This is a genomic window from Frankia sp. AgB1.9 (assembly GCF_016786355.1).
Lineage (GTDB): Bacteria > Actinomycetota > Actinomycetes > Frankiales > Frankiaceae > Pseudofrankia.
The window spans coordinates 50,491-66,571 of sequence record NZ_JADWYX010000003.1; the positions used below are offsets into that span (position 1 = coordinate 50,491).

Annotated in this window: 20 protein-coding genes; all 20 read left to right on the forward strand. The window is 71.8% G+C overall.

The window, feature by feature from the left end:
• Positions 1-83: 83 nt before the first annotated feature.
• The 20 genes from I6A60_RS01900 (at position 84) to I6A60_RS01995 (ending at position 16,077) form a co-directional block, all read left to right on the forward strand.
• A complete protein-coding gene (locus tag I6A60_RS01900) occupies positions 84-1,499 on the forward strand; it encodes a phage major capsid protein (RefSeq protein ID WP_203025222.1) in 1,416 nt (471 codons plus the stop codon).
• A 46-nt stretch (positions 1,500-1,545) separates the two neighbouring features.
• A complete protein-coding gene (locus tag I6A60_RS01905; protein WP_203025223.1) occupies positions 1,546-1,890 on the forward strand; it encodes a hypothetical protein in 345 nt (114 codons plus the stop codon).
• A gap of 39 nt (positions 1,891-1,929) precedes the next feature.
• Positions 1,930-2,133 carry a hypothetical protein gene (locus tag I6A60_RS01910; protein ID WP_203025224.1) on the forward strand — a complete coding sequence of 68 codons (204 nt, stop codon included), beginning with the start codon at positions 1,930-1,932 and terminating at the stop codon, positions 2,131-2,133.
• A gap of 63 nt (positions 2,134-2,196) precedes the next feature.
• Positions 2,197-2,643 carry a hypothetical protein gene (locus tag I6A60_RS01915; protein WP_203025225.1) on the forward strand — a complete coding sequence of 149 codons (447 nt, stop codon included), beginning with the start codon at positions 2,197-2,199 and terminating at the stop codon, positions 2,641-2,643.
• Positions 2,644-2,646: 3 nt separating this feature from the next.
• Positions 2,647-3,117, forward strand: coding sequence for a hypothetical protein (locus I6A60_RS01920; protein WP_203025226.1), 471 nt, complete (start codon positions 2,647-2,649; stop codon positions 3,115-3,117).
• 4 nt (positions 3,118-3,121) lie between these two features.
• Positions 3,122-3,745, forward strand: a complete 624-nt coding sequence (locus tag I6A60_RS01925) for a hypothetical protein (protein WP_203055541.1) — start codon at positions 3,122-3,124, stop codon at positions 3,743-3,745.
• A gap of 10 nt (positions 3,746-3,755) precedes the next feature.
• Positions 3,756-5,027 carry a hypothetical protein gene (locus I6A60_RS01930; RefSeq protein ID WP_203025228.1) on the forward strand — a complete coding sequence of 424 codons (1,272 nt, stop codon included), beginning with the start codon at positions 3,756-3,758 and terminating at the stop codon, positions 5,025-5,027.
• Positions 5,028-5,040: 13 nt separating this feature from the next.
• Positions 5,041-5,943 carry a phage head-tail connector protein gene (locus I6A60_RS01935; RefSeq protein WP_203055542.1) on the forward strand — a complete coding sequence of 301 codons (903 nt, stop codon included), beginning with the start codon at positions 5,041-5,043 and terminating at the stop codon, positions 5,941-5,943.
• A gap of 331 nt (positions 5,944-6,274) precedes the next feature.
• The gene (locus I6A60_RS01940; RefSeq protein ID WP_203042701.1) at positions 6,275-6,712 is read left to right on the forward strand and encodes a hypothetical protein; all 438 of its coding nucleotides are present in this window, start codon (positions 6,275-6,277) and stop codon (positions 6,710-6,712) included.
• Positions 6,713-7,444 (forward strand): hypothetical protein, encoded by a 732-nt coding sequence (locus tag I6A60_RS01945; protein WP_203023017.1) that lies wholly within the window; start codon positions 6,713-6,715, stop codon positions 7,442-7,444.
• A gap of 20 nt (positions 7,445-7,464) precedes the next feature.
• Positions 7,465-7,869, forward strand: coding sequence for a hypothetical protein (locus I6A60_RS01950; RefSeq protein ID WP_203042700.1), 405 nt, complete (start codon positions 7,465-7,467; stop codon positions 7,867-7,869).
• 2 nt (positions 7,870-7,871) lie between these two features.
• A complete protein-coding gene (locus tag I6A60_RS01955; protein WP_203016964.1) occupies positions 7,872-8,378 on the forward strand; it encodes a hypothetical protein in 507 nt (168 codons plus the stop codon).
• A gap of 87 nt (positions 8,379-8,465) precedes the next feature.
• Complete coding sequence (locus tag I6A60_RS01960; protein ID WP_203016962.1) at positions 8,466-8,807, forward strand: hypothetical protein; 342 nt, start codon at positions 8,466-8,468, stop codon at positions 8,805-8,807.
• Between the two features lie 155 nt (positions 8,808-8,962).
• Entirely contained in the window at positions 8,963-10,783 is a 1,821-nt protein-coding gene (locus I6A60_RS01965; protein ID WP_203016960.1) for a phage tail tape measure protein, read from the forward strand.
• A complete protein-coding gene (locus tag I6A60_RS01970) occupies positions 10,783-14,151 on the forward strand; it encodes a hypothetical protein (protein WP_203042699.1) in 3,369 nt (1,122 codons plus the stop codon). The genes I6A60_RS01965 and I6A60_RS01970 overlap by 1 nt, the downstream gene beginning before the upstream one ends.
• A gap of 8 nt (positions 14,152-14,159) precedes the next feature.
• Entirely contained in the window at positions 14,160-14,597 is a 438-nt protein-coding gene (locus tag I6A60_RS01975; protein WP_203020845.1) for a hypothetical protein, read from the forward strand.
• A 16-nt stretch (positions 14,598-14,613) separates the two neighbouring features.
• The gene (locus I6A60_RS01980; RefSeq protein WP_203020843.1) at positions 14,614-14,982 is read left to right on the forward strand and encodes a hypothetical protein; all 369 of its coding nucleotides are present in this window, start codon (positions 14,614-14,616) and stop codon (positions 14,980-14,982) included.
• Entirely contained in the window at positions 14,979-15,116 is a 138-nt protein-coding gene (locus I6A60_RS01985) for a hypothetical protein (RefSeq protein ID WP_203020840.1), read from the forward strand. Before I6A60_RS01980 ends, I6A60_RS01985 begins: the two co-directional genes overlap by 4 nt.
• On the forward strand, positions 15,113-15,307 hold the full coding sequence (locus I6A60_RS01990) for a hypothetical protein (RefSeq protein ID WP_203020838.1): 195 nt from the start codon (positions 15,113-15,115) through the stop codon (positions 15,305-15,307). The genes I6A60_RS01985 and I6A60_RS01990 overlap by 4 nt, the downstream gene beginning before the upstream one ends.
• The gene (locus I6A60_RS01995) at positions 15,304-16,077 is read left to right on the forward strand and encodes a peptidoglycan-binding protein (protein ID WP_203020836.1); all 774 of its coding nucleotides are present in this window, start codon (positions 15,304-15,306) and stop codon (positions 16,075-16,077) included. Before I6A60_RS01990 ends, I6A60_RS01995 begins: the two co-directional genes overlap by 4 nt.
• Positions 16,078-16,081 lie beyond the last annotated feature (4 nt).

The window sequence follows — 16,081 nt, forward strand, 5'->3', positions numbered from 1 at the left end:
GCCCGACCCCGCCGCACCCGGCAGACCGCCCGGGGAACGCCGGGTCGCCGTCGCCCCATCCGATCCACCGGAAGGAGATCACCATGCCCGCGATCGACGAGTTGATCGCCTCGATCGAGGTCGAGCTCGAGGCCGCGCTGAAGCGGCGCGCCAAGTGCGCGAAGGAAGTCGAGCTCATCCTCGGCAAGGCGCAGCAGGACGGCCGCTCGACGCTGACGCCGGAGGAGGACGAGCGGGTCACCGAGCTGTTCGCCGCCCGCGACCAGGCCGTGACCGACGCCGACGGCATCCGGGTCAAGCTGGAGCGCGCCAACGAGATCAAGGTAGAGGAGGCGTCCCGGGCGGACGAGGCGAGGAAGGTCCTCCCGACCGGCACGCGCAAGCCCGCGTACGAGGACGTCGCTCGCGTCGGCGCCGAGGAGCGGACCTACCGCAAGGACCAGGACCCCTACGGCAAGGGGTTCCTGATGGACATCTCCCGGCAGTTCATGTTCCAGGACGTTGAGGCCTCCCACCGCCTCGCGCAGCACATGCGCGAGGAGCGGGTGGAGCGCGCCGACCAGGTCGCGCGCGCGGTCGGCACCGGCGCGTTCACCGGCCTCGTTGTCCCGCAGTACCTGACCGACATGTACGCGCCGGCGACCGCGGCCCTGCGGCCGTTCGCCGACATCTGCAACACCCACCCGCTGCCCGAGCAGGGCATGTCGGTGAACATCTCGCGGATCACCACCTCGACGAGCGCGGGCCTGCAGGCCTCGGAGAACTCGGCCGTGTCCGAGACGGACATGGACGACACCCTGCTGACGGTGAACATCCAGACCGCGTCCGGGCAGCAGACGATTTCCCGGCAGGCGGTCGACCGTGGCGCGGGCATCGAGGACGTCGCGATGCAGGACCTGTTCAACCGGGTCGCGACGAGGCTCGACAACACGCTGCTGAACCAGGCATCCACCGGTCTGACCAACGTCGCGCAGGCCACCAGCTACACCGACGCGTCGCCGTCCGGCTCCGAGATGTACCCGAAGATCCTCGGCGCGGCCGCCGGCGTCGAGGCGGCGCTGCTGGCGATGGGCCGCCCGACGCACGCGGTCATGCACTCCCGGCGCTGGTACTGGCTGTCCAGCCAGATGTCCTCGACCTGGCCCCTGATCAACTGGTCGAACGTGCCGGTCCAGACCATCGGCACGGCGACGCCGAGCACCTACGGCTCCGGGCCGCGCGGCGTGCTGCCGTGCGGCCTCGAGGTCATCGTCGACAACAACATCGCCACGGGCCTGGGCGGCGGGACGAACGAGGACGAGCTCTACGTCGTGCCTTCCGCCGAGTGCCACCTGTGGGAGGACCCCGCCGCGCCGATGTTCATCCGGGCCGAGCAGCCGCAGGCCGCGAGCCTCGGCGTCCTGCTCGTCGCCTACTCGTACTTCGCGTACACCTTCGGCCGCTACGCCAACGGCATGCAGAAGGTCGGCGGCACCGGCCTGGTCACGCCGTCGTTCTGACCCATCCGCCGGCGCGCACCCGCCCAACCCCCTCTGGAGGCAAGCCGTGGGACTCAAGCCCGTTCTCGCCGACGTCGCGCTGCCCTCGGCCGCGCGCACCACCGGCACCTTCACCTCCGGCCCGGTCGCCCCGGCGGGCGCCGCCAACGAGGTCCTCATGACCGTGCACGCCACCGCCGTGTCCGGCACCCCCACGCTCGACGTCTCACTCGAGCAGTCCGCGGACGGCTCGTCCTGGTCGGCGATCCCCGGCAGCTCGGCCGCGCAGCTGACCGCCGCCGGGAACCGCGTCGTCGCGGCCGCGGTGACCGCGAACTACGTCCGGGTCACCTCCGCCGTCGGCGGGACGACCCCGAGCGTGACCTACAGCGTCGGCCTCTGGCTGCGCTGACCCCCGACCACCCGCGGACCTCCCGACAGGAGACCGGCCATGGACCGCAACGAGAACATGATCTCCGCGCTGCGCCGCGAACGCGCCGCCTACGCCGCCCGGGGCCTGACCGACCGCGTCGCCCAGGTCGACGAGCAGCTCGCGCACCACGGCGACGCGCCCGAGCCCGCCGGCGACGCGCCGGCCGGCCGGCAGACCCCGGCCGCGAAGCAGCAGAAAGCCGCCGCCCCCGCCAAGCCCTGACGCAGCACGTCGCCCCGCCTGCCACCGGATGGCATTTCCTCATGCCCCTAGAAAGGAGCGCACATGGCGAACATCGTGTTCAATATCGCGCTCGGCAAGGTCGCCTACTATGCGGGCCTGCCGCTGACAAATGACGCGCTCATCGCGATCCCGATCGAAACGTCCGGCATTGTCTCGGACGCGACCATGCGCGACTACGCCGACCTGTCGACCCTGCTGGCCGGCGCCAGCAACGAACAGACCACCATGGGCCGGAAAACCCTGGCGTCGGTCACGGTCACCGTCGACAACACCAACGACCGCGTCGCGCTCGACGCCTCCGACATCACCTGGACCGGCGCCACCGGCAACGCGATCTCCGCGCTCGTGATCTGCTACGACCCGGACACCACGACCGGCACCGACTCCGACCTCATCCCGCTGACCAAACATGATTTCTCCATCACGCCGGACGGGTCCGACGTGACGGCGACGATCAGCGACTTCCTGCGCGCGACGTCGGCAGCCTGAGTCATGTCGAAAGCGGGCTACTCGGCGGTCACCGGCGGCGCGGTCGCGCTTTCCGCCGCGACCGCGAAAAGTATTCTCGGCGTCAAGGGGCACGCGAACTTCGGTATCGACCTGACCCATGTCGAGGTCGGCTTCGACGGCGTGTCGGCCTCGGCGGTGCCGGTGCTCGTCGAGCTGTGCTACTGCACGTTCGGAGCGAACTCGCCGGGGACGAACTCGACGTCGGTCACCCCGCCGCAGCTCTACGGCCGGGCGGTCACGGTCGGCGCGACCGCCGCGAAGACGTGGACGACGGAACCCACGACGATCACCGTCCTCGAGGAACGGCTGCTCACGCCGAACGGCGGCCTGGTGATCTACGACTGGCCGTTGGGGCGCACCCCGGACAGCAACGTCTCCGAAGGCTTCGTCGTGCGGTGCACGGCGCCGGCCACGGTGAACGTGCGGGCCACCATGGAGTGGGAGCGGTGCTAGGCCGATGGCCCGCTACACCGAGAGCTGGCCGACGACCGGCAACCCGACCGCGGTCGCCGAGGACCTGACCTGGTCGCAGGTAACCGGGACGACCCATCTCAATGTGTCGTCGGCCGGGGTGCTGACCGGCACGGGCAACATCGCGGACAACGAGCGGATCCGCGCCGCCTCCGACACGGAGGCACCCGACCAGTACGCCACGCTCGTCGTGTCGGCGGTGGCCGCTGCCTCCCAGCGAGGCGTCGGCCTGTGCCTGCGGTACAGCTCGTCGGCGGACACCTGCTACGCCTGCCAGATCAGGAGTGACACCAGCCCGGACCAGTTCCAGCTGGTCCGGTTCTCCGGTGGGATCTCCAACACGATCACGAGCTTCACCAGTGCCGGCGCGGACTTCAGCGTTCCCTTCACGCTGCGGTTCGAGGTCGCCGGCTCCCAGCTGAGGGTCCTCGTCAACGGCAGCCTGGTCGGCTCGGCGAACGACACGAACCTGGCCGCGGGTACCCGCGGCGGGCTGTGGCTGACCAACCCGAACTCGATCGTGACCGTTGGGGCGTTCGAGTACGGCGACCTGCGCGAAGGCCGGATCGTCACCTCGACGGCCGCGGTGCAGCGAGCGGCGAGCTGGTAGGAGCCGGGCGATGGCGAGGCTAGGACGGTCCCAGCCGCTGCGCGCGGTCGTCGTCCGCAACCCCCAGCCGCCGCCGCAGAACGTCGCCCTGGACGTCGCGGCCGCCACGGATACCGCCCAGCCCGTCCAGGCTACGAAAGGCGGCGGCCTCGGCCTGGGCGGGCAGAGCGAGGCCGCGCAGCCGATCGCCGCGCGCAAGACACGTGCGCTGGGGACCGCCGCGCAGATCGACACGGCGCAGACCGCCGGGCGTACGAAGACTCGCGGCGTCGGGACCGCCGCCGAGGCCGACGCGGCGGGCCTGGGCCCCGGCGGCGAGCGGGACGCCGCCCAACCGTTCGCCGGCCGCAAGGCCAGGGCGCTCGGGCCCGCGTCCACTCTCGACGCCGCCCGAGTCCTGCCGGCGGTCAAGACCCGGCCGGCCGCCGGCGCGGCCGGCGTCGACGCGGCGCGGACACTCGGCCTGACCCGGGGCCGGGTCCTGGCCGACGCCGACGAGACCGACGCCGGCCGGCCGCTCGGGCGGGCCAAGGCCAAGGCCCTCACCGCCGCCGGCGAGAGCGACGCCACCCAGACCGTGCGGGCCGCCAAGACCGCCGGGGTGGGGACCGCCGCCGGCAGCGACGCGGCACAGCCGCTCGGCCTACTCACCGGCCGGGTCCTCACCGCCGCGGACGAGACCGACACTGCGCGGCTTGTCGGCCGGGCCAAGGTCAAGGCGTCCAGTCCCGCCGCCGCCACGGAGACCGCGCAGCCGCTACCCGCCCGCAAGACCCGGCCAGCCGCGCCCGCCCAGGACGTCGAGACCGCGGCGGCGCTCGCGGCGCGCAAGAGCCGCGCGGTCGGGATCGCGGCCGAGACCGACACCGCGCGGCCGCTCGGCCGCTTCCACACCGGCGCGCTCAGCCCGGCGGCCGAGACCGCCACCACCCGCCCCGCTGGCCGGGTCAAAACCCAGGCCGCCGACCCCGCGGACGCGATGGACTCGGCCGAGCCCCTGGTAGGCGGGGAACTGGTCGCGGTCGGCGTCGCGTCGGCGACCGAGACCGCCCGGCGGCTACCCCGCACCAAGGCCCTGGTCCTCACCGTGGCCGCCGCGACCGAGCAGGCACGTCCCCTGACCCGGAGCAGGACAGCGCCGCTCGGGACCGCCGAGGAGCGGGCCGCCGCGATGGCGGTCAACCCGGCGCGCCGCGGCCGGCTCACCGCCACGGCCGCCCCGGCCGCGGTCCAGTCCGCGCACACCATCCTGGCCGCGCGCCTGGCCAGCTCCGCCGACTGATCGGAGGCACCCGATGGCCCGCGTGCCCCTCGGACAGACCGCCACGGTGACCACCACCGTGCGCGAACGCCAACCCGACGGCAGCTACCTGCCCGTCACACCGACCACGCTGGCGCTCACCGTCACCGCGCCGGACGGCACCACCACGACGTTCGCCGACCCGACGCCGATCGGCACGGGCAGCTACCTGCAGGACGTCGGGTCGGCCGTCCTGAACGCCGCCGGCCGGTACACCGCCCGGTGGGTCGCGACCGGGCCCGGCGCGGGCACCACCACAACCCTGGTCACGGTGTACGACGCGGCCGCCGAGGCGCTGCGTTCCTACATCGACCTCGACACGATCAAGACCGCGCTGCACATCACCGACGACGGCCGCGACGAGCTGCTCGCCCAGGCCGTCACCGCCGCCTCACGCTCCATCGACCAGGTGACCGGCCGCCGGTTCTGGCTCGATGAGGCCCCCAGCGCCCGCGTCTACAACCCCCGCAACCGGATCTACGTCGACACCGACGGCGAGCATCTGCTCGTCGCGGATATCGGCGACCACGACGGCCTGACCGTCGAGGTCGGGTCGCGCGCCGGCGGGTGGACCGACATCACCACCACGGTCGAGGCCGAGCCCACCGACGCCCTGGACCGGGGCTGGCCGGTCACCTCGCTGCTGCGCCCCGGCGCGTACTGGCTGGAGTTCGCCACCATCCAGACCCGGATCCGGGTGACCGCCCGCTGGGGCTGGCCCGCGGTGCCCGACGACATCGTCCAGGCCGCCCAGATCCAGGCCACCCGGCTGTTCAAACGCAAGGACAGCCCCGAGGGCGTCGCCGGCAGCGCCGACTGGGGCGTCATCCGGATCGGCCGGACCGACCCCGACGTCGCCGCCCTCACCGGCCCCTACGCCCTCGCCGGTTTCAGCTGAGCCCTCGACGGGCCGGAACGGGACCGGCGGCCGGGAGCGCATCAGCACGTCACGCGGCGCCGCCAGCGCGATCCGCGGCTCCCCGTCCTCACCGGGCTCGAGGTAGCACCTCCCGTCCTCACCGCGGGCGTAGGCGAACGCCCGGACCAGTGGGACGTCGATGACGTGAAGCTCGAGGCGGTAGAGGTCGTCGGCCACCAAGCCGTGGTCCGCCAGCCAGCGCAGCAGCGCCACATGCTGATCACCGGCCGAGACCGGCCGGTAGAAGTCGCGGTCGTTGGCGTCGAGGACCTCGATCACGCGGCCCATGATGCCCGGGAGGTGGCGTGCCGTGGACATCACAGCGATCCGGATGGTGATCGCGAACGCGGCCGGGGCTGTCGTCCTGCCGGCCGGCGCGCTGACGACGTCGTGGTTCCTGCCGGACGCGGTCACCGAGCCGCACTTCTTCGTCGCCGAGTACGAGCAGACGTTCGACCGCACCCACCAGCGCGGCGTTGACGACATCCAGTTCACCTGCCGGGCCCTGATCGGCCATGCGGACGAGCAGTCCGCCCAGTTCCTCATGGACCAGCTGTTCTCCGGATCCGGGCCCGCGTCCCTGAAGACGGCGATCGAGGCGATCCGCGGACCCGGCGGCGCGCTGGCCACCGCCGGCGGCGACAGCCTGCAGGTCCAGCGCACCCAGGCCAACCGGCTCTACGAGCACGCCGGCGCCCAGTACATCGGCGGCGAGCTGATCGTCCGCGTGATCGGCCCGGGAGGCTGAATGCCGCTCCTTCTGATCAACACCCGTCTGTTCACCGGCGGCGCCGACCTCACCGGCGCCTCCAACAAGATCGAGATCTCGGCGGAGGTCGAGGACAAGGACGTCACGACCCACGGCTCCGGCGGCTGGAAAGAGCACCAGGGCGGCCTCGCCGACACCGAGCTCGGCGCGGAGGGCTTCTGGGCGGCCGGCGACCCGGGCAAGGTCGATGACCAGACGTGGGCAGCGCTCGGTGGCGTCGGCGCCTGGACCGTCGGCCCGGACGACGCCGCCGTCGGGAACCTCGCGTACCTCACCCGGGCGCTGCGCGCCCAGTACCAGATGACCGGCTCCGTCGGCGACGTCGCCGGGTGGAACGCCGGCGGCAAGGGCAGCTGGCCGCTGGCCCGCGGTGTGTTCGCGCACCCGCCCGGCACCGCGCGGACCGCGTCCGGCACCGGCACGGGGATCAACCTCGGCGCCGTGGCCGCCGGGAAGCGGCTCTACGCCTCGCTGCACGTCCTGTCCGTGGCCGGCACGACCCCGACCCTCGACGTCGTCGTCGAGTCCGACGCCGACAACACGTTCGCCTCGCCGATCAGCCAGGTCACGTTCACGCAGGCCGTCGACCGCGGCGGCCAGATCGGCCGGACCAGCGCGGCCGGGATCGCCGACAGCTGGGTCCGCGCGAAGTGGACCGTCGGCGGGACCAGCCCATCGTTTCTGTTCGTCGTCGCGGTCGGCACCGCCTAACACAAGGGAGCGATCACCCGATGGCCACCACGATCCTCGTCGCCCAGGTCATCACCATCGCCGGGCACGACTTCTCCGTCTACGCCTCCAAGGGCGAGCTCTCAGCCGAGGCCGAGGACAAGGACGTCACCACGCACGGCTCCGGCGGCTGGAAGGAGCACGCCGGCGGGCTGAAGGACGGCGAGGTCGCGCTGGAGTTCTTCCAGGACTTCGCGAACCTGGACGCGGTCATGTGGCCGCTGCTCGGCACCGTGCAGACGTTCACGATGCGCGCGAACAGCGGCGCGATCTCCGCGACCAACCCGCAGTACAGCGGGAGTCTGTTCATCAAGCAGTGGAACCCGCTGTCCGGGTCGGTCGGCGACGAGGCGACCGTGTCGGTCAGCTTCCCGACCACCGGGGCGATCTCCCGGGCGACGAGCTGACGATGGCCGCGTCCGGATCGGGTGTCGCCCTGGGGGTCCAGCCCGAGAACCTCGAGGCCCTCGTCCAGGCGCTCAAGGACCGGGAGGACGGCAAGGAGCTGCGCAAACAGCTCCTGAAATCCCTGCGCGAAGCCGTGAAACCGGCGGTCGCGGACGCGAAGTCCGGCGCGATGATGATCCCGGCCCGCGGCACCGCGAAACCCGCGCTCCGCGCCGGGATCGCGAAGAAGATCCGCGCCGAGGTGAAGGCCTCCGGCCGCTGGACGGGCATCCGGATCAAGGCCCGCAAGACCCCGAACCTGCGCAGCTTCCCGAACGCGCCGAAACGCACGCAGCGCGCCCAGGGCTGGAAACACAAGGTCTTCGGCCGCGATGAGTGGGTCATCCAGCGCGGCAAACCCGACTGGTTCGACGCAGCGATGGCCGAGCACGCCGGCGACTACCGGGCAGCCGTCGCCCAGGTCCTCGAGGACTTCGCCCGGAGCCTCGCCGAGCAGATCGACAGCTGAGAGAAGGAGACTGCCCTGTACGTCGTCTACGAGGCCGCCGGCGCCGAGGCGCCGACACGCTGGCGCTACGACCCAGCCAAGACGTTTATGTCGGCCGAACGGGAGATCATCGAACGCCGGTTCGGCGGGACCTATGGCGCGTGGGCCAAGGCCGTCGTCGAGGGCTCCTCGCTGGCGCGGCGCATTCTGCTGTGGGTCCTGCTCAAACGCACCCATCCGACGGTCAAATACGACGACGTCGACTTCGCCTGGGACGAGCTCCGTGTCGAGCACAGCCGCCAGGAGCTCGGCGAGATCCGCGACAAGCTGTCCGAGCGGTTCTCCGGCCAGGACCTCCTCGACGCCCAGGCCTTCATCGACGCCGACATCGCGGCCGCGATCGACGACGACGAGTTCGCGGGAAAAGTCCAGCCGCCGATCGTCGGCTAAGGCGGCTCGGCGACGCCGCGCACCTGCTCGGCGTCCGCCCGTGGGAATGGTCCCTGCTCACTGTCGAGGAAGCCGACTACCTCCTCGACTGGCTTGACGCCTACCAGCAGCACGCCGAAAAGGCCCAGGCCCGGATGAAGAGCAGGAGGTGACCGATGGGCGCCTCCGACACAAGCCTGGTCTTCAACCTGGTGTCGAAGGAGAAGGTCGGCGAGGGGCTGAAGTCCGCCCGGGAGAAGTTCGACGCCGCCGCCGAGGGCATCGCCGCCACGATGGGCGTCGGCCTGGCCGAGGGCATCGCCTCCTCCCTCGACGTCTCCGCGGCCAACGCGAAGCTCGCCGCGCAGCTCGGCGCGAACAGCACCCAGGCCGCCCAGCTCGGGAAGATGGCCGGCGACGTGTACGCCGCCGGCTGGGGCGACTCCATGGAGTCCGTCGACGAGGCGATCCGCGGCGCCTTCACCAACGTCCCGGGCATCACCGACTCGATGGCCAAGGACGTCTCCCAGAAGGCGCTGGCGATCGCCTCGACGTTCGACTCGACCGCCAGCGAGGTCGAGACCTCCGTCGGCCAGATGCTCAAGACCGGCATGGCCGGCAGCGCCGATCAGGCCCTCGACCTGATCACCGCCGCCAACCAGAAGTTCGGCGGCGACGCCGGCGAGATCCTCGACGTGCTCAACGAGTACTCGACGCAGTTCCGCAAGATCGGCCTCGACGGCCAGACGTCGCTCGGCCTGGTCAACCAGATGCTCGCCGCTGGCGCCCCGAACGCCGACAAGGCCGCCGACGCCCTGAAGGAGTTCTCGATCAGGGCGATCGACGGCTCGGCGACCACGATCTCCGCCTACCAGTCGATGGGCTTCAACGCCCAGGACATGATGCACAAGATCGCGGCCGGCGGGCCTGGCGCCCGCGACGCCATGCAACAGGTGTTCGACAAGCTCGCCGCGATCCAGGACCCGGTCCAGCGCAACATCGTCGGGACCGAGCTCATGGGCGGCCAGTGGGAGGACCTCGGCGGCGCGATCAAGGGCGTCAACTTCTCGACCGCCGCGGCGTCGCTCGGCGACGTCAACGGCAAGACGAAGCAGATGATGGACACCCTGGCCACCTCGCCGGCGCAGACGATGGAGACCTTCAAGCGCCAGGTGACCACCAAGCTGACCGAGGCCGGCGCCAGCATCGTCTCCTTCGGCACCCAGCACCAGTCCGCCCTCATGCCGATCGCCGGGATCCTCGGCGGCATCGCCCTGGCCGTCGTCGGTGTCTCCCTGGCGATGAAGGTCTGGGAAGCCGCGACCCAGGCCTGGTCGATCGCGCAGAGGATCGCGACCGGCGTGCAGTGGGCCTGGAACGCGGCCATGGACGCCAACCCGATCATGCTGATCATCCTGGCCGTCGTCGCGCTCGTCGCCGGGATCATCCTGCTCTACCAGCACTCCGACACCGCCCGAATGATCATCAATGCGGCGTTCCAGGGGATCTGGTCGGCGATCAAGGCGCCGTTCGACTGGGTCCATGATCACTGGTCGGGGATCGTGGACGTGCTGAGCTGGCCGTTTACCGAGCTGCCGAAGCGGCTGGTCGGCGCGATGTCGACGGTCGGCGGGATCATCGAGGCGCCGTTCAAGGCCGGTTTCAACGGGGTCGCCCGGCTGTGGAACTCCAGCGTCGGGCGGATCGGCTTCTCGGTGCCGTCCTGGGTGCCCGGCGTCGGGGGCAAGAGCTGGCACATCCCCGACATCCCGATGCTCGCCTCCGGTGGCACTGTCACGAGCACCGGTCTCGCGCTCATCCACGAGGGGGAGACCGTCACCCCGGCGGGCACGGCGCCGCTGGCCGGCGGCGGCGGGCCGGCCGCGGTGCTGGAGCTGCGGTCCTCTGGCCAGCGCGTCGATGACCTGCTGCTGGAGATCCTGCGCCTGGCGATCCGGGACCGCGGCGGCAACGTGCAGACCGTGCTGGGGCAGTGATGGCGCCGCTCGTGCAGCTGCGCCTCGGCGAGTCCTATGCCCGCACCGGTGGGACGGGCATGGGCTCGGCGACCCCGGCGTCCGGGTACCTGCGCACCCCGGACGCGGCGGCGATCTCGATCACGGGTGACCTCGACGTCCGGATCGAGGTCTCGGCGCTCGACTGGACCCCGCCCGTTCCGATGATCCTGGCCGCGAAGTGGTACGGCACCAGTAACCAGCGGTCCTGGGCGCTGCTGCTCACGGCCAGCGGCACCCTGCAGCTGCTCACGACCGCGGATGGCAGCACCCAGCTGACCGCGACCAGCACCGCCGCCGTCGCTGCGGCCGACGGCGACCGGGTCGCCGTGCGCGCCACGATCGACGTCAACAACGGCGCCGGTGGCCGCACCGTCGTCTTCTATACGTCGACGAGCCTGGACGGCACCTGGACCCAGCTGGGCTCGGCGGTCACCACGGCCGGCACGACGAGCATCTTCGACTCGAACGCCGACCTGAGCGTCGCCTCGTGCAACGGCGGCGCGGCGATCCTGTCGGGCACCGCCAGCTTCGTCGGGCGGGTACACCGCCTCGAGCTGCGCTCCGGGATCGGCGGGACCCGCGTCGCCGCGCTCGACCTGACCCACCTGGCCCCGGGAACCACCGAGATCACCGATCGCCAGGGCCTCGACTGGACGCTGGGCGGCACGACCGTCATCACCCGCGCCTGGACCAACGCCCCCAGCTACGAGCGCACCGCGATCACCCTCGGCCGCGGCCGGTCCAACGAGGCCGCGGCCCCCGAGCCGACGCGGGCGTCCTGCGAGCTGGACAACCGCGCCGGCGACTACTCGCCCCGCAATCCCGACTCCGCCTACTACGGCACCATCGGCCGCAACACCCCATGCCGGATCTCGGTTCCCGGCGCCGGCGCGCTGCGGCTGCTCGGCGCCGGCGACTACGCGTTCGCCCGCGACACCGCCGGGCTGTCCGTCACTGGCGACCTCGACCTGCGGATCGAGGCCACCCTGGCGAACTGGCGCTCCGGCCCGTTGCTCATCACGAAGTCGTTCGACCAGCTGAGCTGGGCCTGGTACGTACGCCCCGACGGCCGCCCCGAGCTCGTCACGACCGCCGACGGCTCGACCCAGCTCGTCGCGACCTGCGACACCGCGCTGCCCCGCCCCGAGCACGGCCGCCGGGCGCTGCGCGTGACGATCGACGTCAACAACGGCCTGTTCGGGCGGACCGTGACCTTCTACACCTCCGACAGCCTCACCGGCAGCTGGACGCAGCTCGGCTCCGCCGTCGTCGCCCTCGGCACGACGAGCATCTTCGACTCCACCGCCGAGGTCCGCCTCGGCGGCGCGATCTCCGGCTACGAGGGCGCCGCCCACGGCCTCATACACGGTGCGGAGATCCGCTCGGGTATCGGCGGGACCGTCGTCGCCGGCGTCTCCTTCACCGCCGTCACGACCGACACCGAGCAGTTCGTCGACGCCCAGGGCAACCGGTGGACGACCGCCGGGCTCGCCGAGATCGGCGGCCGCGACCTGCGCCATACCGGCGAGGTCGCGACCTGGCCCGTCACCAGTGACCTCGCCGACCTCGACATCTCCGTCGCGATCCAGTCCGCCGGCGTCATGCGCCGCCTCGGCCAGGGCGCGAGCCCCCTGCGCTCGACGCTCTACCGGGCGCTCACCGCCCCGGCCTGGCCGACCGCGGCGTACTGGCCCTGCGAGGACGACCGCGACGCCACGTCGCTGGCCTCCGCGATGCCCGGCGCGTCCGGGATGGCGATCGCCGGCGCGCCCGGTCTCGCGTCCAACAGCGAGTTCCGCTGCTCGCAGCCGCTGCCGACGCTGTCGGGCAGCTCCTGGTCCGGCGCGGTCCCCGAATACTCCAACTCGGGCGAGGCGCAGCTGTGGTTCCTGCTGAAGGTCCCCGGCGCCGGGGTGCCCTCTGAGCAGACCCTGTGCCGGATGTGGATGGCGAACTCGACCGTCCCGATCTGGCAGCTCACCGTCGACCCCGCCGGTGACCTGCGGCTGCTCGGCTTTAACGCCTTGCTCTCCGCGGTCGTCGACACTGGCGCGATCGCGTTCGGCGTCAACGGCCTGCTGCTACGCGTCTCGATCGGCGTCGCCCAGGACGGCACCGGCATCGACTACCTGCTGCACACCCTCGAGGTCGGCGCCACCTCCGGCCTGTTCACCTCCGGCACCCTGGCCAGCAACACCCTCGGCCAGTGCCAGCGCGTCGACGTCGGCCACGAACGTGTCCTGACCGACGTCGTCCTCGGCCACCTCTCCGTGCACAGCCAGATCCAGAACCTGTTCGACGCCTCGGATGAGCTGAACGCCTTCTCCGGGGAGACCGCCTGCGCGCGGATCGCCCGGCTGTGCGACGAGGAGAACATCGACCGGATCATCATCGGCAACCCCGACACCTCCGTCCCGCTCGGCTACCAGCTGCCCAAGACGCTGCTGGAGCTGCTCGCCGAGGCCGCCGCCGCTGACGGCGGGATCCTCACCGAGCCCCGCGACTTCCTCGGCCTGTCCTACCGGGCCCGCACCACCATGAGCGCGCAGACGACCGCCGCGCTCGCCCTGGACTACGCCGGCGGCCAGATCGGCGTGTTCACCCCGGTCGACGACGACTCCCAGACCCGCAACGACATCACCGCCACCCGCGTCGGGGGTACCTCCGCCCGCCGCCAGCAGACCACCGGCCCGCTCTCGACCGCCGCCCCGCCCCTGGGCGTCGGGCGGTACGAGTCCTCCGCCCAGCTCTCCCTGCAGACCGACGCCCAGGCCGAACAGCTCGCGAACTGGCTGCTGCACCTCGGCACCGTCGATGACGCCCGCTACACCGGGATCGGCGTCGACCTCGGCCGGGCGACGTTCCAGACCAACACCACGCTCGCCGCGGACTGCCGCGACGCCGACGTCGGCGACCTGCTCACCGTCGCCAACCCGCCGGCCTGGATGCCCCCCGACCAGATCGCGCAGATCATCCAGGGCTCCACCGAGACGATCAGCGAGACCCAGCACCTGATCTCCTGGAACACCGCCCCGGCCGCTCCCTGGAACATCGCGGTCTACAACGCGACCGACAGCCGCTACAGCACCGACGGCTCGACCCTCGGCGCCGCCGCGACGACCAGCGCCACCACCCTCACCATCAACACGCCGACCGGCCCGGTCTGGGGCACCGCCGACCTGCCCTACGACGTGTTCGTCGGCGGAGAGCGGATGACCGTCACCGCCGTGTCCGGCACGTCCTCACCCCAGACGTTCACCGTGACCCGCGCGGTCAACGGTGTCTCACGCTCCCACCGCGAAGGCGAGGACGTCACCCTCGCCCGACCGGTCTACTACTCCCTGTAGGAGACGCCATGGTCCTGGCCGGCGACCTCGTCCGCGCCTCCGACGGATACAGCGACTGGACCGCCTTCACACCCAGCTGGGTCGGCTTCACCCAAGGCAACGGCACCATCGCCGGCGCCTGGCGCCGGATCGGCAACCACACCATCGACCTCGTCGCGCAGTTCCTCTTCGGCTCGACCAGCTCGATCGCCGGCAGCCTCGGCCTGGTCCTACCCGCGGGCCTGTCCGGCGACGGCTCCGCACACCGCCAAGGCATCCCCGCGTTCGCGCTCGACAGCAGCACGAACACCGGTGTCACCGGCGTCGCCCTTCTCCAGTCCGGCGGCGGCACCACCCTCGACCGGATCTTCGGCGCCGTCACCCAGCAATGGTCGTCCTCACTCCCGTTCACCTGGGCGTCCGGCGACCTGTGCCTTGTCCAGGGCACCGTCCGCATCACGACCTGATCGGCGAGGCATCTCCATGAATGATCTGCTTATAGCGATCATTGGCGGCGGCGGTGCCGCCGTGATGAGCGGCAGCATTGCCGCTGGAATGCGCCACCTCGGCCGCGAGGTCGCCGAGGCCAAGAAACGCGCGACCCGCGCCCTCGCGGCTGTCGAGGGCGACCCGGGCGACCCGATCACCGGCGAGGCCGCCCGCGACCCACTCGCCGTGCAGGTCTCGGCCCTGCGATCGACACAGGAAACCCAGACCGCGCAACTCGTCGCCGTCCAGACCGACGTCACCGAGGTCAAGCTCCGCGTCGCCGAACTCGCCCCAAACGGCGGCGGTTCGCTGGCCGACGCGATCCGCCGGATCGACCGGCACGTCACCGGCGGCCCGCCGTGAAAAAGCCCGCCCCCGGCGACCCGCCGCAGGCGTGGGACGCCTGGCTGCGGGAGGGCGCCGAGTGGCTGCGCGTCATCGGTGCGCTCCTGCTGATCACCGGGCTCTGCGCGCTCGTCCTCGTCTTTTGGCCGTGAGGCGTCGGCGCTCCTGGTGGCGCAAGGCCGACCGGTGGATGACCCGCCGGTCGGACCGCCGCGCCCGCGCCCGCGTCCTGTCTCGTCTCGCCGACGCCGCCCTCGAGGTGGCCGTCGTCAGCGCGCTCGCGCTCGCCCTGACGGCCTGGATCGCCGCCGGGCTCCTGGCCCTCGTCATGGAGGTTCGATGACCGCTGCATCCGCTCTCGCCTGGATGGCCGCCCGCGCCGGCACGACCGAGCAGCCACCCGGCTCCAACAACGTCCCCGGCATCACCGACACGCTGCGGACCGCGGCCGGTACGCCCATGGGCCCGGGCCCATGGTGCGCGGCCGCAGTGTCTCTGGCGATCGACGCGGCGGGCTCCACCGACCTGCTCGGCCTCCAGTTCGCCCAGGGCGCCGCCTACGTCCCCTACATCACCGTGTGGGCGCGCCAGCGGGGCAAGCTGCTACCCCCGAACGCGGGTCGCCCCGGCGACCTGGTGATCTTCGTCTGGCCCGGCGGCGACCCGGCGGGCGACCATATCGGCCTCCTTGAGTCCGTCGACCTCTCCCGGCAGACCGTCGGCAGCTGGGAAGGCAACGCCGATTCGGACGGCGACAAGATCGATGACATCGGCTGGCACCTGAGGCCCTGGTCAGTCGTGCTCGGCGTCGTCCGGGTCACCTACCCAGACCTTGCGACAGTGGCGCCGCCGCCGGCGTCGCCGACCTGGCCGCCGGGCTTCTTCCGGGTTCTCTCGCTGCGCACGCCCCGTCTCGCCGGCGCCGATGTCACCGCCTACCAGCGCCGCATGATCGCCCGCGGCTGGCACGGGATCGGCCGCGTCGATGGCGTCTTCGGCCCGCTCTGCGACAAGACCACCCGGCAGTTCCAGGCCGAGAAGCGCCTGGTCGTCGACGGCCTCGTCGGGCCAGCGACCTTGGCCGAGGTGTTCCGTACCGACAACATCACTTAGGAGG